At 61.1% G+C, this 20358-nt stretch carries 17 protein-coding genes and 1 pseudogene; 6 read left to right on the forward strand and 12 right to left on the reverse strand.

The genetic code is table 11. From position 1 onward, the window contains the following. Positions 1-8: 8 nt before the first annotated feature. The 9 genes and pseudogenes from EPO61_15200 to EPO61_15240 form a co-directional block, all read right to left on the reverse strand. The gene (locus EPO61_15200) at positions 9-905 is read right to left on the reverse strand and encodes a class I SAM-dependent methyltransferase (GenBank protein ID TAJ07303.1); all 897 of its coding nucleotides are present in this window, start codon (positions 903-905) and stop codon (positions 9-11) included. Then, positions 886-2163 carry a glycosyltransferase family 39 protein gene (locus EPO61_15205; protein TAJ07304.1) on the reverse strand — a complete coding sequence of 426 codons (1278 nt, stop codon included), beginning with the start codon at positions 2161-2163 and terminating at the stop codon, positions 886-888. The genes EPO61_15200 and EPO61_15205 overlap by 20 nt, the downstream gene beginning before the upstream one ends. 109 nt (positions 2164-2272) lie before the next feature. Then, positions 2273-3688 (reverse strand): O-antigen ligase domain-containing protein, encoded by a 1416-nt coding sequence (locus EPO61_15210; GenBank protein ID TAJ07305.1) that lies wholly within the window; start codon positions 3686-3688, stop codon positions 2273-2275. 23 nt (positions 3689-3711) lie between these two features. Beyond that, positions 3712-5856 carry a hypothetical protein gene (locus EPO61_15215; GenBank protein TAJ07306.1) on the reverse strand — a complete coding sequence of 715 codons (2145 nt, stop codon included), beginning with the start codon at positions 5854-5856 and terminating at the stop codon, positions 3712-3714. A gap of 19 nt (positions 5857-5875) precedes the next feature. After that, positions 5876-7093 carry a polysaccharide export protein gene (locus EPO61_15220; protein TAJ07307.1) on the reverse strand — a complete coding sequence of 406 codons (1218 nt, stop codon included), beginning with the start codon at positions 7091-7093 and terminating at the stop codon, positions 5876-5878. Continuing rightward, on the reverse strand, positions 7074-8156 hold the full coding sequence (locus EPO61_15225) for an HD domain-containing protein (GenBank protein TAJ07308.1): 1083 nt from the start codon (positions 8154-8156) through the stop codon (positions 7074-7076). Before EPO61_15225 ends, EPO61_15220 begins: the two co-directional genes overlap by 20 nt. Before the next feature lie 166 nt (positions 8157-8322). Continuing rightward, positions 8323-9150, reverse strand: a complete 828-nt coding sequence (locus EPO61_15230) for an AAA family ATPase (protein TAJ07309.1) — start codon at positions 9148-9150, stop codon at positions 8323-8325. 223 nt (positions 9151-9373) lie between these two features. Beyond that, positions 9374-9664 carry a hypothetical protein gene (locus EPO61_15235; protein ID TAJ07310.1) on the reverse strand — a complete coding sequence of 97 codons (291 nt, stop codon included), beginning with the start codon at positions 9662-9664 and terminating at the stop codon, positions 9374-9376. A 189-nt stretch (positions 9665-9853) separates the two neighbouring features. Next, positions 9854-10128, reverse strand: a pseudogene (locus tag EPO61_15240) (hypothetical protein). A gap of 61 nt (positions 10129-10189) precedes the next feature. Between EPO61_15240 and EPO61_15245 the strand changes: the two are divergent. Together EPO61_15245 and EPO61_15250 are read left to right on the forward strand one after the other, a co-directional pair. Beyond that, positions 10190-10453: a hypothetical protein gene (locus tag EPO61_15245; protein TAJ07311.1), complete on the forward strand. Its 264-nt coding sequence runs from the start codon at positions 10190-10192 to the stop codon at positions 10451-10453. Next, the gene (locus EPO61_15250; protein TAJ07312.1) at positions 10450-10845 is read left to right on the forward strand and encodes a hypothetical protein; all 396 of its coding nucleotides are present in this window, start codon (positions 10450-10452) and stop codon (positions 10843-10845) included. Before EPO61_15245 ends, EPO61_15250 begins: the two co-directional genes overlap by 4 nt. A gap of 16 nt (positions 10846-10861) precedes the next feature. Here the strand turns inward: EPO61_15250 and EPO61_15255 are convergent, their stop codons facing one another. Then, complete coding sequence (locus EPO61_15255; protein TAJ07313.1) at positions 10862-11230, reverse strand: hypothetical protein; 369 nt, start codon at positions 11228-11230, stop codon at positions 10862-10864. Between the two features lie 134 nt (positions 11231-11364). Here EPO61_15255 and arsC point away from each other — a divergent pair, with 134 nt between their 5' ends. Further along, positions 11365-11712, forward strand: a complete 348-nt coding sequence (gene arsC / locus EPO61_15260) for an arsenate reductase (glutaredoxin) (protein ID TAJ07314.1) — start codon at positions 11365-11367, stop codon at positions 11710-11712. Here arsC and rnd read toward each other — a convergent pair. Together rnd and EPO61_15270 are read right to left on the reverse strand one after the other, a co-directional pair. After that, positions 11709-12902, reverse strand: a complete 1194-nt coding sequence (gene rnd, locus EPO61_15265) for a ribonuclease D (protein TAJ07315.1) — start codon at positions 12900-12902, stop codon at positions 11709-11711. The two genes, arsC and rnd, sit on opposite strands and share 4 nt — an antisense overlap. A 33-nt stretch (positions 12903-12935) precedes the next feature. Then, positions 12936-13580 (reverse strand): hypothetical protein, encoded by a 645-nt coding sequence (locus tag EPO61_15270; GenBank protein ID TAJ07316.1) that lies wholly within the window; start codon positions 13578-13580, stop codon positions 12936-12938. Positions 13581-13707: 127 nt separating this feature from the next. Between EPO61_15270 and EPO61_15275 the strand changes: the two genes are divergently transcribed. From EPO61_15275 to EPO61_15285, 3 genes are all read left to right on the forward strand, one after another. After that, positions 13708-14220, forward strand: coding sequence for a cytochrome c class I (locus EPO61_15275; GenBank protein ID TAJ07317.1), 513 nt, complete (start codon positions 13708-13710; stop codon positions 14218-14220). Between the two features lie 406 nt (positions 14221-14626). Next, positions 14627-18310 carry a DUF255 domain-containing protein gene (locus tag EPO61_15280; GenBank protein TAJ07318.1) on the forward strand — a complete coding sequence of 1228 codons (3684 nt, stop codon included), beginning with the start codon at positions 14627-14629 and terminating at the stop codon, positions 18308-18310. Positions 18311-18443: 133 nt separating this feature from the next. Continuing rightward, positions 18444-20357 carry a PAS domain S-box protein gene (locus tag EPO61_15285; protein TAJ07451.1) on the forward strand — a complete coding sequence of 638 codons (1914 nt, stop codon included), beginning with the start codon at positions 18444-18446 and terminating at the stop codon, positions 20355-20357. Position 20358: the final 1 nt, after the last annotated feature.

Below are 20358 nucleotides of genomic sequence, written 5' to 3' on the forward strand. Positions count from 1 at the left end.
TCACCATCTCACGCATCCGTCGCCGGCAATGCCACTGCCAGCAGATAAATCCTGTCGTAGGGGCCGGCGCGCCGGACATCCTGACGAAAAATGCGATAATGGCACTGCTCCAGCAGATAGGGGAAATTGTGACTGTAGGCCGTGCTGCCCCTCGGTCGCGAAATGGTCTGCTCCGCCCAACCCGGCTCAACCGCCGCAAAGATCCCGATGGCGACCCGCCCCAACTGCTTCCGAATACACTGGAATAACTCCGTTAACTCCTGCGGGCGAATGAATTCAAAGGTTTCACTGGCCACAAAGATGGTCCCACTGCGGCCAGACTGTTGGACCCACTCTAGCACCTCGCCGTGAACAAACTCCATTGAGAAGTCGGCATAGGTGTGCTGGTTTTCCACTATCTGCTCCCGGTTCAAATCAATGCCGACGAAACGATTAATGGTGGGAAACTCCTTGGTCAGGTGCTGCAGGAACAGGCCGTTGCCCGTTCCGACTTCACAGATCGTGTGATACCCGGACTCCTCCGTCAGGAAGGCCTTGATCTGTTGAACAAGTGGAAGCCGTGGCTCCAGAAACCATTGACTGTGGAGAATCGGGTCGCGATAACGCTCGCGACTGAGTTCATGCCACCTCCTTCCAGGCTCCGAGGCCCAGAACAGCTCCCGGCTCTGTCGTCGGATTTCTCCTGCATCACGCGCAATATAGTATTGTCGATTTAATTCCGCGCGGACCATGTCGGCTAGTATGCCCGACGGCCCCTTGGCCGTGAAAAACTCGCGGCGCACACGGTCTAGGTAAGACGCCGGCAGGAGCATGACAAGGACCTGCCCCAGGTAGGCATAGGGCCGCTCGCGGAATAGCACGTACCAAGCCCTCTTCAGCGCCTCCCTAACGCGCGGCATCGGCATCCCCCATCGGAGTCCGCAAATAACTCAGCGCACCGGCCGCAAACAGACACCACAAAGGCACCAGCGCATAGCCGTAGCGCCTGATCGAGTGGGTCAACCCGAAGACGACCAGGCAATAGGCGATCCCGGCCACGACCGGCCACACCGACACATCCCGCCGATACGTCCTCAGAAGAAATGCCAGGGCGGTCCCGACGAAAGCCACGTTAACGACGAACAGCGTCCCGGCCAGGGCCGTGGACCGCTCCCGGACGGTGCTCGTTCCCGGCGGTGGCGACACGGTCAGGATAAGTGCGCGGTTGAGTATGAATTGCGCATAACGGAACGGGTGCTCGATGATGAGATCCCTCAGCTCCAGACGTTCCTTCGCGCGACGGTCCTCCCACGGAAGCTCCGCTCCGATTCTTGCACGCTCCCGTAAAAACGCGCGGGCCTCTTCCCGTTCCTGCTCCAACTGCCGCATATCGCTGATGGTCCACCAGTAGCGGCCGGCGAAGAGAGGATAATGACCGAACATCACCGCGCGGTGCTGAAACTCGGCAATCTCCTTGTCCCCTCCCGGAAGGAGGTGCGTACGGACCTGCCAGGGCGCCCACAGTACAAGCGCGACCAGGAATAGGCCCAGCAGGCGTCCCACGTGCGGGTGCATACGTCGGTCAATAACGCCCAAGCACAGGAACCCAGCCGGAAGGTAGAAAAACGCGGAATTCGTCAAGGTCAAAGCCCCGGCCAGCAAGCCCGCACCCCAGAACCACCCGGCGCGTCTTTCCTGAATACCCACCACCAGGACATAGAGACAGCCCACAAACAGAGGCGTCTGCAGGTTCTCCCGATGCAACTGAGCGGCCATCTCGAACGAGGGGTGCACCGCATACAGCCCTGCGCCCCAGAGGGACGCCGACTCCGAGAAGAACCGCCGCCCAAGCAGATAGACCAGGACGGGCATGGCGGCGTTGAGCACGGCCTGTCCATACCAGGCGACCGCGTAGCGATCGCCGAACAACGCATAATGAAGGGCAAGAAAGGCGGGATAGAGCGGAGGTCGGAATGTGGTGGGATGGCCCGGCTCCACCGCAAACCCCTCCCCCTTGAGGAGATTCACGGCAAGCCGGTGGTAATCCAGCTCATCCCCGGCCGGAGGCTTGGCCCCAATTTGGATCACGATCAGGCTGAGGGAAAGGGACAGGAGAAAGAAGGCCAGCAGCCACCAGACATGGCGCCGGTCCGAGGAGCCATCAATCGCGTCGTGGTTCAACACCGGTCCCCATGAGGACTCCTCGCCATCGCATAGCGGACCGCTGCATGGCCCTGTTCATTCAAGATCTCCGCCGGTCCGATCGTATCGACACCCCCCGCCTCCCGCCCCACTATCCAACCCCTCCCAAAGCTGTCCGGGAGGGCATCGGCTCCGGCCGGCCCTCCTGTGCCTCAAGTGACGGCAGAGCAAGATAGGCCTTTGCCAAAAAGGCGGCGTACAGCCAGAACGGCTCCATGATCCGCACGATAATGAAGGTGTTGGACCCGAGCCCGTGGATCAGGAGTCCCATCAAACCGAGCATAAAACCCATCGCCAGCCCTTGCACGGCAGGGTCAGGGGAACGGTTGTAGCAGAGGAACGCCATACGAAAGAGGCTGTATACGATGGTCACGAACGCAACAATCCCCAACAGCCCGGTCTCGGTGATCAGGCGCGGGTACATGGCATCCATGAAATAGGGAGAGCCGGTGATGCCGGCTCCCCACAAAGGAGACTTTTGAAAATACTTGAACGAATTTTCCCAGGAGTGCAGCCGCTCCGACGTAGAAGTATCCACCTTCAACCCCCCAAGGCGCAGCTGACCGACCTGGGATTCCTGGGTGAAGGTAAACGTCACGCGCTCCTTCACACTCTTCGGCGCCCATAAGGGAGAGGTCGCAATCAGCGCCAGCACCATCACAAAGAGGAGCGGCTTCTTATAGCTGGTAAACAGGACCACGACCAGCACGATCACCGAGAGCGCCAACATGGAAGAGCGCGACAGTGTGGCAAAGATGCCCAGGACGCCAGCACCCAGGAGGAGAATGAACTGCCACTTCTTTTGCCCGATCGCACCCCGCGTCATGAGCAGTCCGATGGCAATAGCCATCATGAAGACCAGATAGCCGCCCAATGTATTGGGCTCTCCCTGTTCTCCTTCAAAGGGGGCCGAAGCCCGCTCCCCGGATGGAATTTGTGCAATCCCGAAGAGCGACACGAGGAAACAGGTGATCAGGCTGGCCTTGATGAGGCCCCGGACCTCTTTTTCGGTATCCACCGCATTGACCACCATGAAGTATACGAAGAAATATTCGAAATACTTCAAGTTGAAGAAAAATCCGGTCTGCGGCTTGACGCGTCCGGCCACCACCCCCATCAGCGTGGCAAACAGACAGATCGCCACATAGAACATCATGGGCCCGTTCAACGGCGTGTATTTGACCGGGGACTCTTCTTTGTGGATGGCCGACTTGACGAGCCAGACGAAACCGATGATGGCCAATAGGAAATCATCGAAACGGAGCGTCACGCCGCGCCCCTGCGTAGCGCTGACACCGCCCATCCCGCCAGCCACGAATTCGGGACCCAGCAGCATCGAGTAGACGAGCAGATAGAGACTCAGCGGGGTGGAAAGGAACGAGATGACGAGCAGGGCCATCCCGCCGACCGCGCCGACAATCGGGCCGGCTTCTTCATACATGACGGCCAACGCCAGCCCTATCGCGAGCAACAGCAGCGTGATCAGGCCCAGCGGTCCGATTGGCATGGACAACCTGCGGAATGGTCTCGCTACTTATAGCTGTAGCGGTACATCTCGTAATCGGGCGTCAGCTCGGCGCTGACGTTGCTCAAGACGATCCCGATCAACGAGGCATGGGCGTTTTCCAGAAGCGACTTGGCACGCTTGAGCGCGTTGCGTCCCACCTTGCCGACTTGGTAGACCATCACGACCCCGTCCACCTTGGAGCCCAGCGTCACGCCGTCCGTGACCGGCAGGATGGGCGGACAGTCGAAGATCACAATGTCGTACTCCTTCCGCACACTGTCGATGAGTTCGGTCAGCCGCGGAGAATTCATGAACTCGGACGGATTGTCCGGACGCTTGCCGGAGGGAAGGATGTTAAGGTTGTCGATACCGGGCGCATTGATCACCTGATCCACCCCCAACTTGCCCAACATCAGGTCCGTCACGGTGCGGATCGCCTCCGGGTAGGCCACCGTGCCCAGGATCACCTCGCTCAGGCCCGGTGCCTGCTCCAATCCCAGCCGTTCGTGGATGGTGGGCTTCCGCAAGTCGGCATCGATGAGCAACACCCGTTTACCGTCCTGGGCCAACGCGATCGCCAGATTGACCGCGCTGGTGGATTTGCCTTCCTGCGCACCGGCACTGACAAAGGCCAACACCCGATTGCCCTGGATCCCGCCGGCGAATTGAATATTGGTGCGCAGCGATCGATAGCCTTCCGCCAACGGCGATTGCGGATCGAACAGGGCGACCAGATGACAGTAGAGATCCAGCGTCTCGCGATCCAGCTTGTCCTGAAATCCCATCTGGATCTCCCGCTCGACCTCCTTGCGATCGACCCGCGGGATGACGCCCAGGACCGGAACTTTCAAGTATGCTTCGACTTCTTCGATCGTGCCGATGGAGGTATCGAACGATTCTTTCAGAAAGGCCGCCACCAGCCCGACCATACTGCCCATCAAAACGCCCAGGAACGCGTTCAGCGGGAGGTTCGGGGCATTGGTGGGCCGGGTCGGCATCGGCGCCGGCTCGATGATCGTCACCTCCTCGATCTGCTCGGCCCCTCTGATCATAAATTCCTGATGTTTCGATTTCAGCGCCGCATAGAGATTGCTGTTGACCATCACGTCCCGTTCGAGCCGGGCCAACTGGATTGCCGCCTGCGGAAGGCTCAGGTACCGTTCCTTATACCGTACGATCGACTCCCGGATCGCCCGTTCCCGCTCATCGAAGGTGCCCAGCTTGGCCTCCAACTCCCGGATCATCTCGTCTTTCACGTTGAGTATCCGGCGGTCCAACTCCCGCACCAAAGCGTGTTGGGGAGTGTAATTGATCAGCAGCGTATCCCGTTCCTGTGTGAGATCCGACATGCGCTGGTTCAACTTGCTGATTAGCGCCTCCACCTCGTCGGAATAGACACGACTGCGGACCTCCGACACGACCCCTTTGGTTTCCTTGAGCGACTGCAATTGGGCCAGCACTTCTTTCTTGACCCGCTGCAGCCGATCCTGTTCTCCCTCCAGCCTGTTATACTGATCCAGCGCTTGCTTGGCCTCCTCCGTGACGAAGACCTGCCCTTCCTGTTCCTTGAATTCCCGAAGCGCCTGCTCGGACTCGTGCAAGCTGGCCGCCAACGTTTTGAGCTGCCCCTCCACAAAGCGACGCGCCTCGATCACCTGTCGGTTTCGGTTGTAAATGTTCTCTTCGCGATAGGCCTCGGCGATTAAGGTCGCGTACCGCTCCGCCGTCCGGGGGTCCGATGCGGTCGCCGTGATCTTAATGATGTTGGTCGACGCCTCTTGCGTCGCTTCGATGTGCCCCTGAATGTCATAAATGATGTCCAAGAGCTCGTGGTTGGCGCGGATATCCTTGGATTCCATCGACTTATCGACAAAGTTCATCCCCTTGGCGACCCGTTCGATCACGTTGAAGCTCTTGATCACCTCCGCTTGCGTCGCGATGTCGCTGCCTTCTCCGACCGCACCGATGGATTCTTGCAGAAGGCCTGAAGCCGTCGTGGAGCGCTCGTATTTGACCCGGGATGAAGCCTTGAAGATGGGGGGAGGGCCGACGAGGAAGGGCATGGTTGAGGTCAAACCACCCACCAGCCCAACGGTAAAGAGGATAATGAGCTTTCGGCGGCGGATGATCAGCCAGAAGTCGACGAGATTGAGATCGTATTGTGCCATAGGTGCTCTACCGACCGGCCTACGGCAACCCCGCCGCCGCAACGACGGGCGACTCCCGATGCGTTCTGGTCTCTATGGTCTTGATCGCCTGAGCCAGGAGGCGGTCAAAGAGGGGCTTGACGAACATCTGCAAGCTTGGATGCCGCTCCAGCACATGCGCGACCTGCTGCCCATGCCGGCGATACAGATCGGCGAACCAGCGGCCGACTCGGTGTTCCGACAGCGGCCCGGTGATGTACCAGCGAAGCACGTTGGTCTGCCAGGCGTGGTCTCCATACAGCACGCCGGCGACCCAGCAGACCGGAATGGCCGGCGTGACTGGTTGATCCGTAGGCGTCCTGAATGACGCGTCCAGAGCCTTGCCGATGAAGACGCCGTTGAGCACGTTTGTGACGGACCCGATGATGGGCAGCGCCACCTTGTTGTAGTAGTTCAAAAAGTCGCCGGCCGTGCTTCTCGGGACAAAGATGATGTCGTTATCGTTGATGGGGATATCGGGAGCTTGGTCGCCCGAGATCAACGCGACCTTCATATTCACGATCCGGATCAGCGGCTTACGTCCCGACTGCTTGGAGATCACAACCACTTTCTCCGTCAGCGCGATATCCGTATACCCTCCCGCGACCGCGACGGCCTGCAGGAGAGTCATCCGTCGCGCGATCGGAATTTTCCCCGGTGATTTCACTTCTCCAATGGCGTAATAATTCTTCGCTCGGCCCGCAGTTTTTTGCGCCACCCGCACCTGACTGCTGGGATTCCTGATCACTTTGGACAATTCTTGATTGATGCGCTCTTCAGCCTGGAACTCGGTCAGCCCCTTGACGTTGATTTCCTGAAACGACACCGTGACGATGCCGTTGGCCCGGACGGCCGCCTGGTATTTTTCCTCTCCCGCGCCGCGCCGAACCACGATCTCCAACACGTCACCGGCTTCAATCAGGTCTTCAGGATCCGGTTCGGGGGCTTCCAGCGTCGTCACGGCTGGTCCGGACGGTTCGTCGCCTCCGGACATGACATACACGGAAGGGATGTTATCGGGAACCTTCGGCTGGATCACGCCGCTCCAACTCGAACATCCGACCATGGCGACGACGATCACGCCAAGCATCAGCTGATGAGGCCCGGCCCGGCCTGCAGCTTTCATCACCCCCACTGTCCCTCGGCGTTGGGGAACCCTGCCGCGGTCAATCGTATTCATATTCGTTGGGAACGACCCGTCAGGCAAACTGCAGCGCATCCACTATCTCGGCCACATGCACCAAGGGAGATCCGCTCAAGTCCAGGTTCTTGGGTTCGCGCAACCGCTGCCCGCCCTGGTCAATGATGATTTTGACCGCGGGACGCAACGGGAACCGCGGGTTCGACCGGAAGACCTCGCCGATTTCCCCCGAGGTCAACTTCACCCAGGTGCCGACCGGAAACAGCGAAAACTGCTGAAGGAGGCTTTTAAAAATACGCGTGGGGAAGCCGGTCTTCTCGCGTGACAGGAGCAACCGGACTGCCTCATGCGGAAGCAGGGCCTTCCGGCTTGCCCGCGACCGCAGCATGGCGTCGAGGACATCCGCCAGACCGATGACCAAGGCGAACTCGTGAATCTGCGGCCCTTGCAGCCCCTTCGGGTAGCCCGTGCCGTTGATCCGTTCGTGCTCCTGCAGCACAATCTCGGGCAGCCACGGATGCGCTTTGGCGGCCTGCTTGAGCAGATCGGCTCCCGTTTGAGGATGTCGGCGCAGCAATTCGATCTGCCCTTCCGTCCAGCGGCCCGGATGGTCCAGCATCTCGGCGGGCAACTGGAACATGCCCACGTCATGCACCAGCGCCGCCAGCGCCAGCTTCGCCAGTTCATCCGGCCGATAGCCCAGTCCCATGCCGATTTTCACACCGAAGATGGCGGTATGCACCATGTTGCCGATCAGGGAATGGCCGCTTTGGTGGGAGATCGCGCGGACTAAAAGACGATCGTCGATGGCAAGGGACTGTGCCATGCCTTCGGCAATTTGCGGAAGGTCGCCGAGCGACACCGCACGCTGTTTGTTGACAGCCGTCGCAATTCCCGCGAGAGCCGCTTCGGCCTTGCCATACCAATCCACCTGCGACACCGAAGACGGAGCTGTTTGCGTGGTAAATCCGGTCAGATCCGGCGGCAACTCCAGCACCGAAGCCCTGGGCTGGGTGAGGGGCGCAGCCGGAGTCATCGGCACGGTTGGCGCCGCCGTGAGGATCGCCGCTTCCAGGGTCATCGTGCGTGGGCCGGCCGGCGAGGCCGCTTGCGGGACCGGAGGCGACGTAGGCAATGCCACCGCGGGGGCAGCTTGACGCTGAACCTGCTCCTTGAGGGCGCGCAACTGGATCGACGGAGCAACAGGCGCATCAGGCGGAGGCGCAGGCGCTTCCGCGGAAGAGGCATCCGCCCCTGCCTTCGCCTCATCTGCGGTTTCTGGCGGGACCTTCGCCCCCCTGATCAGGTCAGTGAGTCGAACCACGCGACTCCCCTAAGTTAAAGTCCGCGATGACACGGCTGACAACCGGGCCATCAATTTGCGCCTTCCGCTCAAGGAATCCGCTCAACAGCGCCAAATCGGCCATGGTGTTGATGTTCCTCGGAATCCCGCCGGAACTCCGGAAGATCAGATCAATCGCATCCGGAGAGAAAATCGGCCGACGGTCCGCGCCCGCCGTCTGGAGGCGGAATTCCATATACTTGGTGGTCTCCTGAAGGTCGAAGGCCGGCAAATGGAACCGGATGGCAATGCGCTGCGCAAACTGCTTGATGGCATTGATCCGCGCGTTCAACTCAGGCTGGCCAAGCAGGATCAGCGTGAGCAGAAAGCGCTCGTTGAGCTGGAAATTCAAGAGCAACCGGAGTTCCTCAAAGACGCTGTCATCTTTGATTGCCTGCGCTTCATCCACGATGACGACCGTGTCTTTGCCTTTTTTTAGGTTCTCCAGCAAATGCTCGTTGAGCTGATGCATCCGGTCAAGCTTGCTCCCGTTGCTGGTCAACCCGAACTGATACAGCACCTCGCCGATAAACTCCTGCGCATCAATGGCGGGATTGGCGATCAACGCCGTGTCATACCGTTCGTGCGCTAGGTGCTGAATGAACTGGCGGCTGAGGGTTGTCTTGCCGCAGCCGATCTCACCGGTAAGCAACAACGCGCCCTTACGCGCTTCCACGCCGTAGAGGAGACGGTGCAGCCCCTCTTCGTGCTTCGGCGAAGGAAAATAAAACTTGGGGTCAGGCACGTTTTCGAAGGGTGAGAGCTTCAGCCCCCAGTAGTCTTCGTAATGCACGTGACTTTCAACCCTTTCTCCAGGCTAATATTGACATGGCTACGTCCTGTGAATTCCTGTATATTGTGACACAACTTTATGATTTGTCAAGATTTTATAGCCATTCCTCGAACGATCAGCGCGAACAGGCCATCAGGAACACCTGGCATTTCGCGAATGTCTCGCAACAATCTATGACCAAGCTATGACTAAGAAGCTATGACCAAGAGGGAGCCTAACCGCCTCATGACGGGACTACCCGCGACCGAACGGCCAACCGCGTCCGCTGCGACCGTGAACGGTTGTCGCTTTGATAGAGAATGCGGCAAATACCGGTGAAGAAGTCCAGCAGGGCACCGATGACCCCCTCGCGCACAGAGGAAACCGGCGGCTCCGTCACCTCCATCAGGACCCACTGGCCTGCGATGCGGCGACTGATGCGCACATCCGGCGGTCCGCTCTGGCCCTGCTCGTTGACGCTGAGAAGATATTCTTGTCCGTTTCGATCCTCTACCAGAAGGCCTTTAGCTAACATCCCTGCCCTCCTCGTTCCCTGGAGCCCAAGAACCTGTCCGCCATGGAGATATCAATTCATATGCCAAGACATCCACACCTGAAATATTATCGCGAACTCAATTAGATCGGATATCTCGCTCGAGAAATCAACGCAACGGCCTTTGGCCGTTGAGACATTCGCGCGACACATCTTCGTTGCGGCACTGTCTCAACGAGACAGTGCCGCAAGTAGCATGAATGAAGCAACAGGGAAAGACTCCGGCAGGTAGAGACGGCTACTAGTAGTAGCCCGCAGGCAACAGAGGGGATAGCGTTGGCTCAACAGGACGTAAGGACGGCCATGTTGCCCTCGTAGACCTGGCCCGGACGATATAACTTGTTCTCACGAAGCTGCTCGAACCAATGGGCCAGCCACTCGGCCACCCGGATCATCGCACTCATCAAGAAACCAGCCACCTTGCAATGCAGAGTTCGGCTTGGCATACTGAATTGGCTGGCTCATGGGAGCACCGCCGACAGGACGCCTACCCTAGGGCCAGGATCCATGACTCGTTCATTGCGCATCGCCTTACTGGCCGGAGGACTCGCAGCACTCGCAGGCCTGACCCTGTGGCTGTGGATGTGGGGCGGAATAGAGCGAGCACTCCCCGATCCGCCGGGAACTTCGATTGCGCCCCCTCCCGGAGCACCGGGCAGAATGGTCGGCACCAGCGCGATCAGCCACGGCGGCCCGGCCACACCGCCGGCAGCCGGACCTGGGACCGCGATGCCGGCCCCCGTCACCAAGGAGCGAAAGGGCACCGAGTGATGAAACCGCATGGATGGTGGATTGGAACTATCGCAGCTGCGGTCTTCTTCCTTTCGACCACGGCGGCTCTGCCGCAGCAGGATCCGTTGATCATTTTTGCCGTCGTCACCAAGGTTTCCAAAGACAAGAAGCAAGTCACCGCACAAGTGTCCGACGGGGGGCCACCCGTTGAGGCAGCGCTGATCCCCACCGATCCGATTCTGGACAACCTGATCTGGCGGAAACTGGAAATCTGCCATGCCTTGAAAGCCGAGGCCTGGAAAAACCAGGAGGGGTACCGAATCGTGTCCGTTCGTGTGCTGGATGCGGGCATGCTGCCGATGCCGCTACAGGGAGTGGCGGGAGATTGCCTGATCAAGAAGGCGCTGGATTTCGGCCCGCTCGTGGATTGAGCGGGCTAGACCAAGATTAGACAGAACAAGCGGGACAGGCCGTGGGCTCCTCGTCCGCTTGCGCCTCATCGTGGGTCAAGGGAAACGGCTGTTCACATTGCCGACAAGGCCGAATTTCGAAGTAGGCCACGCCGGCATCGTTGATCTCCGTGGGCAGCAGCAGCTCGGTCGGATCGAATCCCAGAAACACCCCGTCGGAAAACTTCACGACCGCCAGGCGCACGTTGAAGAGTTCGAACACCGCCTCCTGGCCCTTGCGTTCGGGAACATGTCCGACCACGAACACCGGCTGTCCCTTACGTTTCGTCCGCAAATCCTTGAGGGTCCGCTGGCCCGGTTGGGCGATGGCAAAACTCCCGCTTGAACTGGTTCCGGCTGTCGGCATAGGCTTGCTCCACGATATGGGCTGGCACACGAGGCAGGCGGCGTACGAGCGTCGAACTCTCGCCCTTGCCAGGGGTTCATCTATCACGTACCGAAAAAGCAGGTCAAGAGACCGAAGAGAGGGAGATCGGCCCGATGAAGATCACGATTTATCAAAAACCCACCTGCAGCACCTGCCGGGAAGCCGTCAAGCTCCTCGCCGCGAGCGGCCAGCCCTATGAGGCCGTGAACTATTACGAGACCCCCTTCACCAAAACGACGTTGAAGGAGGTGCTGAAGAAGGCGGGGCTCGCGGCTAAAGACGTGCTGCGGACCAAGGAATACATCTACAAGGAACTGGGGCTGGCGAAAAAGCAGGCGTCGGAAGACGAACTGATCGACCTGATGCTCAGGCACCCGGACCTGATCCAACGGCCGCTGGTCGTCAAGGGCACGCGCGCGATGCTGGCCAGGCCGGCGGAGACGATCAAACAGCTGCTTTAGCGGTCCGGATCGACCGTCTCCAGCCTGAGTCTTCCGCTCTTCGGCTCCACTCTTACCCTCACCGCTCCATCCAGCACCTTGAGCAGAGTCTCGCCGGCCAGCACCCGCCGCCAGCCCTGTAAGATCGGCACATCCACCGATTCGCGGCTCCCCTTGGCCTCCGCCAACTGTTGCAGGTCCGCGGCGCTGGCCAGCAGGCTGGGCGCGATCTCGGCCTCCAGCGCACAGGCCTTCAACACGGCTTGGAGCAGCTCGACCAGGCCGGCGGCCTCCGGCTCCGGCTTGCGCTCGCGCGGGATCTCCGGCCATTCCGACGGAGGTAGAGCCAGACCGGTCTTGATCGCGGCGAGAATCGCCTCTCCCCGCTTCTCCGCTTCCGAGGCATGCAACCCGCGCGTTACGCGCAGAGCGGCCGGGGTTGCAGGCTGACGGCGCGCCAGTTCCAACAAGACCTCATCCCGCACAACCCGCCCCCGCGGCACATTCCGCCGCCGAGCTTCCCCTTCCCGCCAGTTGGCCAACTCCCGGAGCACCGCCGCCGACTTGGGCTTCAACCCATCCCACCCGCGGATCCGTTGGTAACGGAGCCCGGCCTCCGACGAGGCCTCCATCAGCTTGGATTCCAGACGCCGGAACTCTTCCTGCACCCAGTCCAGGCGCCCCAACAACCGAAGACGCTGCTGGAGATGCTCGTGGACCTGCAGCAGGTACAGGACATCGTCGAGGGCATAGGCGATCTGCTCGGGGGACAGCGGCCGTTGACTCCAGTTCGAGAGCGTGTGGGACTTGTCCAGCTTGGTCCCGACGATACGTTGCACGAGTTGCGCATAGGCCACCTGCGTCCCATACCCGACCATGGCCGCAGCCATCTGCGTGTCGAACACCGAGGCCGGCAGCTGCCCCGTATGCGCGTAGAACAGCTCCAGATCCTGCCGCCCCGCATGCACCACCTTCTCGATGCCGGGATCGTTGAGCAGCGCCGCAAAGTCGCCGAGCGAGCCGATGGCGGGAAAATCGATCACGGCGCTGATATCCCCCGCCGCCACCTGAATGAGTTCCAGCCGGGGCACGAAGCTGTCCTCTCCCACGAACTCCGTGTCCAGGGCGAACCGCGGATGTTCCCGCAGACGGACGCAGAGCGCCTGCAACGAATCACGATCGGCTATGTAGTGCGGGCCGGGCTGGGCCATGGCTATCGCCTCATCTCTGAACGAGTCGGCCGCTTACACGTCGCGCGGCGGCTCCGTCATGGACACACTCAAATGCTCCTTGAGGTACTGATAGGCCTCGATGATGCGGCGAAGCTCCGGCTCCGCGCTGCGATCCCCTTTGCGCGCATCGGGATGCAGCCTCTTGGCCCGCTGCCTGAACGCGGCCGTCACCTGCGTCATGGAACTCCCGTACTCCAGCTCCAAGACGGCAAAGGCTTCGGACACGCTCCCGATCTCTCCACGGACCGCCGGCATCTCACCGCCGCCACCGCCGGCCGCCTTGAAAAAATCGGCAAAATTGATTCGGCGACGGCGACGTCTCGGACGTTGCCGGATCTCGCTGTCGAACTCTTCGAACCGGTCTTCGACGAACTCCAGCCGGGACTGGAGACGAAACGCCCCGCTCTGGTCCTGAATATGCGCCAGTTCCTCCTCGATCAGCATCAGGGTCCGGTCGATCTCTTCCAGCCCCTCTTCGACCTTGAAATAGCTGTCCACCCGCTCTTGCATCATGTGGTCCATCGCAAAATCGAGGCTGTCCTCCGTCCTGCTCTTGAGTTCCCCAATGCGCCTGGCCATTTGGGCTTGAAACTTGGCCTGTTTCGCCGCGTCGAATGCCATGATTCCTCTGCCTGCCTGAACCAGCGTGGGCCGCATTCTAGCATAATCCGGCCGCGCATCGGGCCTGCCCGGACCCAGGATTGCCTCGACATTTCGCCCTGTGCTAGACTCCCGCCCCGTTGCGCACCACGAACGCCGCCCCCGGCAGGCGCACGCGTCATCTATGCACCGAGGAGGAAGAATGAAGCCCCGGACTTGGTACCTTGCTGTCAGCTGGAGCCTGCTTCTCTGGTCCACCGCCGCACAGGCCGCCGACCCATCCGGCTATGGGCAGGCCGGCGGCGAGTTCGACATCAAAATTCCACGGGTCCCGGCCGCGGAACTGCCGGCCGCCAAGGCGGATAAGCCCCCCTTCGCCCCCACCCCGGAGATCCTCGCCGAGGGCAAGGCGATCTTTCTGGGCCGCGGCACCTGTTTTCAATGCCACGGGCCGGAAGGCAAGGGCGACGGAGGCGCTGCCAAGGTGCTCCCGATCCAGCCGCGCGACTTTACGAACCCCAAATTCAACAAGGTCCGGACGCCGGGGGAAATGATGTGGGTCCTGAAGAACGGGAGCATGGGCCAATCGGGCAAAGTCCCTGGCACCGGCATGCTGCCCATCGTCGGCCAGTTCCTGAGCGAAGAGGATGGGTGGAAGGTGTTGCTCTACGAACGGAGCCTCGGCGAAAGCCGGTAACCCGGGAGTCGCCAAATCGTAGTTGACAATCCTAGATACTTTGGTCTAGGTTCAACGCCTGTTTTGATCCCGGGCAGAATCAGCAAACCGTTGGTGGAAGGAGGTGATCTCTCATGAAGCGGATTATGGTCGCAATGCTCGCAGTCATGTTCCTCGCCGGCTTCAGCGGCATGTCTTTCGCAGCCGATGCCCCCAAGGGTGACGCCAAGGCTGAGAAGAAGGCCGAGAAGAAGGACGAGAAGAAGGCTGAGAAGAAGGAAGAGAAGAAGGGTCACTAATTCTTCGCTCTCCATCTTTTGCCGATCGAACGGCCCGTGCCCGGCTCACCCCGAGGCTACGGGCCGTTTCATTTTGAGCCCCTGACAAGCGATTGACCAGTCTCGTTGACGGATGGTACGGTGCATCCATGTCATCGAGCGAGCGACCGGCCAACCGTTTGGCCCGTGAAACCAGCCCCTACCTGCTTCAACACGCCCACAATCCCGTCGACTGGTACCCCTGGGGAGAGGAGGCGCTGCGCCGGGCGCGCGAGCTGAACCGCCCCATCCTCCTGTCCATCGGCTATTCCGCCTGTCACTGGTGCCATGTGATGGAGCGGGAATCCTTCGAGGATGAGCGGATCGCGTCGCTCATGAACGAACACTTCGTCTGCATCAAGGTGGACCGGGAAGAACGGCCCGACCTGGACGAGATTTACATGCAGGCCACCCTCCAGCTCAACCAGGGCCAGGGCGGCTGGCCCATGACCGTCTTCCTGACCCCCCAGCAGGAACCCTTCTTCGCCGGCACCTACTTTCCCCCGGCCGACAAGTGGGGCCGCCCGGGATTCCCTGCTGTCCTGCGCAAGGTCGCAGAGTTCTGGCGAAAAGACCCGGACGCCTTGCGACAGCAAGCGGCTCAGTTGACCGAGCGGATGAAACAGACCTTGCAAGGAGGCTCGCCCATGGCCGTGGGCCAGGCCGAGTTGGACGCAGTCGTGACCCAGTCAGCCGAGGAATTCGACGCCCGCCACGGAGGATTCGGCGGCGCGCCGAAATTTCCTCCCGCCACCGGACTCTCCCTCTTGCTCCGCTGCCACCATCGAACCGGCGACCCGCAGGTCTTGCACATGGTGCGGAAGACGCTGGATGCCATGGCGGCCGGCGGGATGTACGACCAGATCGGAGGCGGCTTCGCCCGTTACTCCACCGACGAACGCTGGCTGGTGCCCCACTTCGAGAAAATGCTCTACGACAACGCCTTGCTGACCCGCACCTATCTTGAAGCCTATCAGGTCACGCAGGACCTGGAATACCGGCGCATCGCGACCGAAACCCTGGACTACATTGTCCGCGAAATGACGTCCCCGGACGGAGGCTTCTACTCGGCCACCGATGCGGATTCCGAAGGGGTGGAAGGCAAATACTTCGTCTGGACGCCGGAGCAGATCCGCGCCGTCATCCCCGACGAAACAGAGGCCCGGCGCTTCTGCTCCTTCTACGACATCACCCCCGGCGGCAACTGGGAACAGGCCAGTATCCCCAACCGGCCCCGTTCCTGGGAAGCCGTCGCACAGGAACTGGGGATCGAGCCGGAGGAACTCCGCCGCACGGTCGAACAGGTCAAGCCGCTCGTATACGAAGCCAGACGCCAGCGCATCCCGCCGGCCCTGGACGACAAGATCCTCACCGCCTGGAACGGCATGATGATCAGCGCCATGGCCGAAGGAACCAGGGTCTTGCTTGCGCCCCGCTACTTACAGACGGCCGAGCGAGCTGCAGACTTTTTATTGACGTCGCTCTCTCGTCCCGACGGAGGCCTCTACCGAACCTACAGAGCCGGGAAGGCCCACTTACCCGCCTATCTCGAAGACTATGCGTACCTGGCGGAAGGGCTGGTTGACCTCTACGAAGCAGGAGGCGCAGAACGCTACCTCAAGGACGCGGTCCGCCTGGCCGAACGCATCCTGGCCGATTTTTCCGATCAGGAGAAAGGCGGCTTCTTCACTACGGCCAAGGACCATGAAGCCTTGCTCCTGCGCAGCCGCGAAGGACCGGACGGAGCCATCCCCAGCGGCAACGCCGTAGCCGCGTCGGCCCTGGCCCGCCTCTCCTTTCATTATGACCGACAGGACTTTCGTGAGGCCGCGACCTTGGCCATCCGGGCCTATGGCCGCCAGACGACCCGCTACCCCCGAGCCTTCGCCAAGAGTCTGGCCGTGGTGGATCTGTTGCTGGCAGGGCCGGTTGAGTTGGCCCTGGTCGGAACCCCCGGGAAACCGGACTATGAAGCCCTGCGCGCGGCAGTCAACCGTCCCTACTTGCCCAATCGCATCATCGCCCATCACGATTCAAGCGGGTCGGCAACCACCCATCCGCTGCTGAGTGGCAAAACCCTGGTCCAGGGTCGTGCGGCCCTCTATATCTGCCGCAACTTTGCCTGCCAGGCCCCGATCACCGATCCGCAGACAGTGGCGACGACATTAGCCGGCCCGGACAAGGCGGCGGCCCCATCCGGCTCAGGACAGAAAACCCTTGCCGGTAGCCGCCTCCCCGGCCATGCCACAGCCGGCGGCACCGGTGCCTATGCAGTCCGGATGGTGAACCGACCCGGAGTGCTCAGGGGATTGGCGCACGGCTATACGACGTTCGGCTCCACCGGCCTGACCGCCAGCAAACTCGGGTTCGGTTGCTACCGCACCCATACGGAAGAGCCGGAGCATCGCGAGGCCCTCATCAAAGCCCTGCGCGAAGGGATCAACGTCATCGACACCTCCACCAACTATGCCGACGGAGACAGCGAGCGTCTCGTCGGGCTCGTGCTGGCGGATCTGATCAAGCAGGGCGAGGTGACCCGCGAAGAGATCATCGTCGTCTCCAAGATCGGCTATGTGCAGGGCCAAAACTTGAAACTGGCGGAGGCGCGCGAAAAGGCCGGCAAGCCGTACCCGGAGATGGTCAAATACGGCGAAGGAATCTGGCACTGCCTGCATCCAGAGTTTCTGGCCGACCAGTTGGACCTATCGCTGGATCGGCTGGGCGTGGAGACCTTGGATGTCTTGCTGTTACACAATGCAGAATACTTCCTCTCCGACGCGGCCCGCCGGATGGACAAGAACCTGGATCGGCTGCGGGAGGAGTTCTACCGCCGGCTCCGGGCAGCCTTTATCTATCTGGAAAGCCAAGTCCAGGCAGGACGTATTCAATGCTACGGGGTTTCCTCCAACACCTGCACGGCGGAGCCCAATGATCCGGAAGCCGTCTCCCTGAGCCGCATGCTGGACTCGGCCCAGGCGACGGCGAAGGAGCTGGGCCTGCCTCGCCATCATCTGCATGTGTTGCAATGTCCGATGAATCTGTTCGAATCGGGCGCGCTGCTCACACCCAACTGCGGTCCGGGAACCCGGCAGACGGTCCTAGACCTGGCCAAGGCCGAAGGCCTCGCCGTCTTGCTGAACCGACCGCTCAATGCCATGCAGCCGAAGCGAGGCGGTATGACCAGGCTGGCCTCGCTCCCGATCGAGGCCTCGACCGTGGCCTTTGAGGCTCAGCGGGACCTTCTGGCCAAGCTGGAAGAGGAATACCGGCGCGCCATCGCCCCTGCCGTCACCCATGCAGGCCAGGGCATGCCGCCGGCGGAGTATTTCAACTGGGCGGCGGAACTGACCGGACTGCGGCCGCGTATCCAAAGCCTGGAACATTGGGAACAGATCGAAACCCAGATGATCGCGCCGCACATCAACCAGGTCCTGCGCGCCCTCACGCAACATCTGAGCGGCGAGCTGGGGGACCGCTGGCAGGATTGGCGTGAACGGTACATTCCTGAGCTGCTGACGCTCTTGAAAGAACTGCGCCACGAGGCGACCGTGAAGAGCCGGGCCAGGACCGACGCCATCGCCGCCGCCATCGCCCCCCTGCTGCCCGAATCCAGGCGCCATACATCCCTCTCTCGGAAAGCTCTCTGGATTCTCGCCTCCACACCGGGCGTCACCAGCGTATTGAACGGCATGCGTAGCCGTGGCTATGTCGAGGACTCCGCCGGTATCCTTGGATGGGAGCCGCTCCCGAACCCACGAGCGATCTATGAAGCCTTGCGGAACACGCCAGCCTAGCCCTCCCCCTCCGGACTTCCACGAGTGCGCATGGTCTTTGCATGTATAATTCGATAGGATTTCCACATTGCCATAGGCCTGATTACCACCACGGCGGATTCCATTCCGCTCTTCAGAGGCACGGATGCGACGGATAGTGACCTGGCTCAGCAACCTTCCCATTGAACGAAAGCTGCTGCTCACTTCGGTGATTCCGGTCCTGGCGATCGTCTTACTGAGCGCGATCACCTATCGCAGCGTGCAGACATTTTCGGAGGACGAAGAACAACTCAACAATATCTACCTCGCCCAGCGGAAAGGGGCCGAGTACCTGCGTCTCGCCCTCGACTTGCAATCAGGATTCAGGGGCTATGTCCTGACCCAGCAGGAAAGCTTCCTCATTCCCTTTCGGCAGGCCGAAGACCACGTACTGGAAGCGGGCGACTCTCTGCTCGCGATGGTCAGCGGTCGTGCCCCTCAGCGTCAGGCCATCCTCAAGGTCCAGCAGTTGGTCAAACGGCACATTGCCGAGAAGAACCAGCTCATCGACGCCGTGAAAGCGGGGCATCTCACGGAAGCGATGCAATACATCGAAGAAGGCCGGGGGCGCATGCTCATCATTCGGGAACAGATGGACCAGTTCGAGCGGCTCGAACAGCAGGCATTGAGCGAAGCATTTGCCAATATCGCTCGAGATCGTTCGTTAATGATATCCGTGATCCTGGGTGGAGGGCTCCTGGCGCTTGCGCTGATGCTGGCGGCATTGCACCTGATCGCCCGCTCGATCACGGCGCCCCTCGTCGGTCTGGCCAAGGCCATGGGAACCGCCACCGGAGGGGCCATCCCCTTCGTGCCGATCCTCGACCGGAAAGACGAAATCGGCGCCTTGACCAATGTGATGAGCGCGATGAGCGCGCAGGTCCGAGACCGTATCGCGCAAGTGGAAAAGTCGGAGGCCGAACTCCGCACCCTCAACCAGGATCTCGCCGCCTCGGAGTCCAAGTATCGCAGCATCGTAGATCACGCTCCCTTTGGGATCTTCAGAACGGAAGGCATGGCGCTGGTCTACAGCAACCGCTATAATCGCATCCTCGCCGGACTGAATCCGGACGAAGAAGGCGATCCGGAAGCCATCCGACAATCGATCCATCCGGAGGAACGCGAGCGGGTCCTGTCCGAGTACGCGCAGGCGGTTCGGGAGAACCGGCCCTACGAAACCGTCTTTCGGTTCCTGCACAAGGACGGGACCATCACGAAAGTCTTGAGCCGGCGCATTCCCATCAAAGACGACGCCGGCCGGACCGTCATGTACCAAGGATTCAACATCGACATCACGGCGCTGGAGCAGATGCAGGCACGCCTCAGCCGGGCCGAACGCCTGGCGACGCTCGGCCAAATGGCGGCCGGTATCGCGCACGAGATCCGCAATCCCCTGGTCGGAATCGGGTCCACCGCCTCGGTGCTGCTCGAAGACGCCGAGCCGACGGACCCCCGGCGTCCGGATCTTGAAACCATTCTGAAAGAAACCCGCCGACTCGACCGGATCGTGAATCAGATCGTCGACTACGCCCGTCCCCGGACGCTGGCGCCGATCCTGTTCGCCATGGAGGAGCTGGTGCGGGAGACCCTGGCCGTTCTGGGAGAGCCGCTCGCGAAGAAACAGATCCGCGTCGAAGGCCCCCACCAGCCCCATCTGCCCCCGATCCAGGCCGACCGGGACCAACTCAAACAGGTGCTGCTCAACATTGTCCAGAACGCGGTCGAGGCGATGCCCAATGGCGGCGTTCTCCGGATTTCTGCCTTCGAGTTCATGCGCGATCAGGAACCGGGCATGACGCTGACGTTCACCGACAACGGGGCCGGCATCACCCAGGCCGATTTGCCGCATGTCTTCGAGCCCTTTTTCACCATCGGCAAGCATCGCGGCACGGGGCTCGGCTTGGCCATCTGCCGCAACATTGTGGACGCTCATCAAGGCGAGATCCGGCTGGAGAGCCAGCCGGGACGGGGCACAACCGTGGCCCTGTGGCTCCCGCTGCGGCAACCCTCGATCGTGTCCGGAGGCTAAC

Source organism: Nitrospirota bacterium (genome assembly GCA_004296885.1).
In the GTDB taxonomy this organism is placed as follows: domain Bacteria; phylum Nitrospirota; class Nitrospiria; order Nitrospirales; family Nitrospiraceae; genus SYGV01.

Excerpts from the sequence above, each read along its gene's own strand:
- EPO61_15270 (TAJ07316.1), bottom strand. The coding sequence starts at position 13,580 with ATGCGGCCCACGCTGGTTCAGGCAGGCAGAGGAATCATGGCATTCGAC.
- arsC (TAJ07314.1), top strand. The coding sequence starts at position 11,365 with ATGAAGATCACGATTTATCAAAAACCCACCTGCAGCACCTGCCGGGAA.
- EPO61_15255 (TAJ07313.1), bottom strand. The coding sequence starts at position 11,230 with ATGCCGACAGCCGGAACCAGTTCAAGCGGGAGTTTTGCCATCGCCCAA.
- EPO61_15280 (TAJ07318.1), top strand. The coding sequence starts at position 14,627 with ATGTCATCGAGCGAGCGACCGGCCAACCGTTTGGCCCGTGAAACCAGC.
- EPO61_15235 (TAJ07310.1), bottom strand. The coding sequence starts at position 9,664 with ATGTTAGCTAAAGGCCTTCTGGTAGAGGATCGAAACGGACAAGAATAT.
- EPO61_15220 (TAJ07307.1), bottom strand. The coding sequence starts at position 7,093 with ATGCGCTGCAGTTTGCCTGACGGGTCGTTCCCAACGAATATGAATACG.
- EPO61_15200 (TAJ07303.1), bottom strand. The coding sequence starts at position 905 with ATGCCGATGCCGCGCGTTAGGGAGGCGCTGAAGAGGGCTTGGTACGTG.
- EPO61_15215 (TAJ07306.1), bottom strand. The coding sequence starts at position 5,856 with ATGGCACAATACGATCTCAATCTCGTCGACTTCTGGCTGATCATCCGC.
- EPO61_15210 (TAJ07305.1), bottom strand. The coding sequence starts at position 3,688 with ATGCCAATCGGACCGCTGGGCCTGATCACGCTGCTGTTGCTCGCGATA.
- rnd (TAJ07315.1), bottom strand. The coding sequence starts at position 12,902 with ATGGCCCAGCCCGGCCCGCACTACATAGCCGATCGTGATTCGTTGCAG.
- EPO61_15275 (TAJ07317.1), top strand. The coding sequence starts at position 13,708 with ATGCACCGAGGAGGAAGAATGAAGCCCCGGACTTGGTACCTTGCTGTC.
- EPO61_15245 (TAJ07311.1), top strand. The coding sequence starts at position 10,190 with ATGACTCGTTCATTGCGCATCGCCTTACTGGCCGGAGGACTCGCAGCA.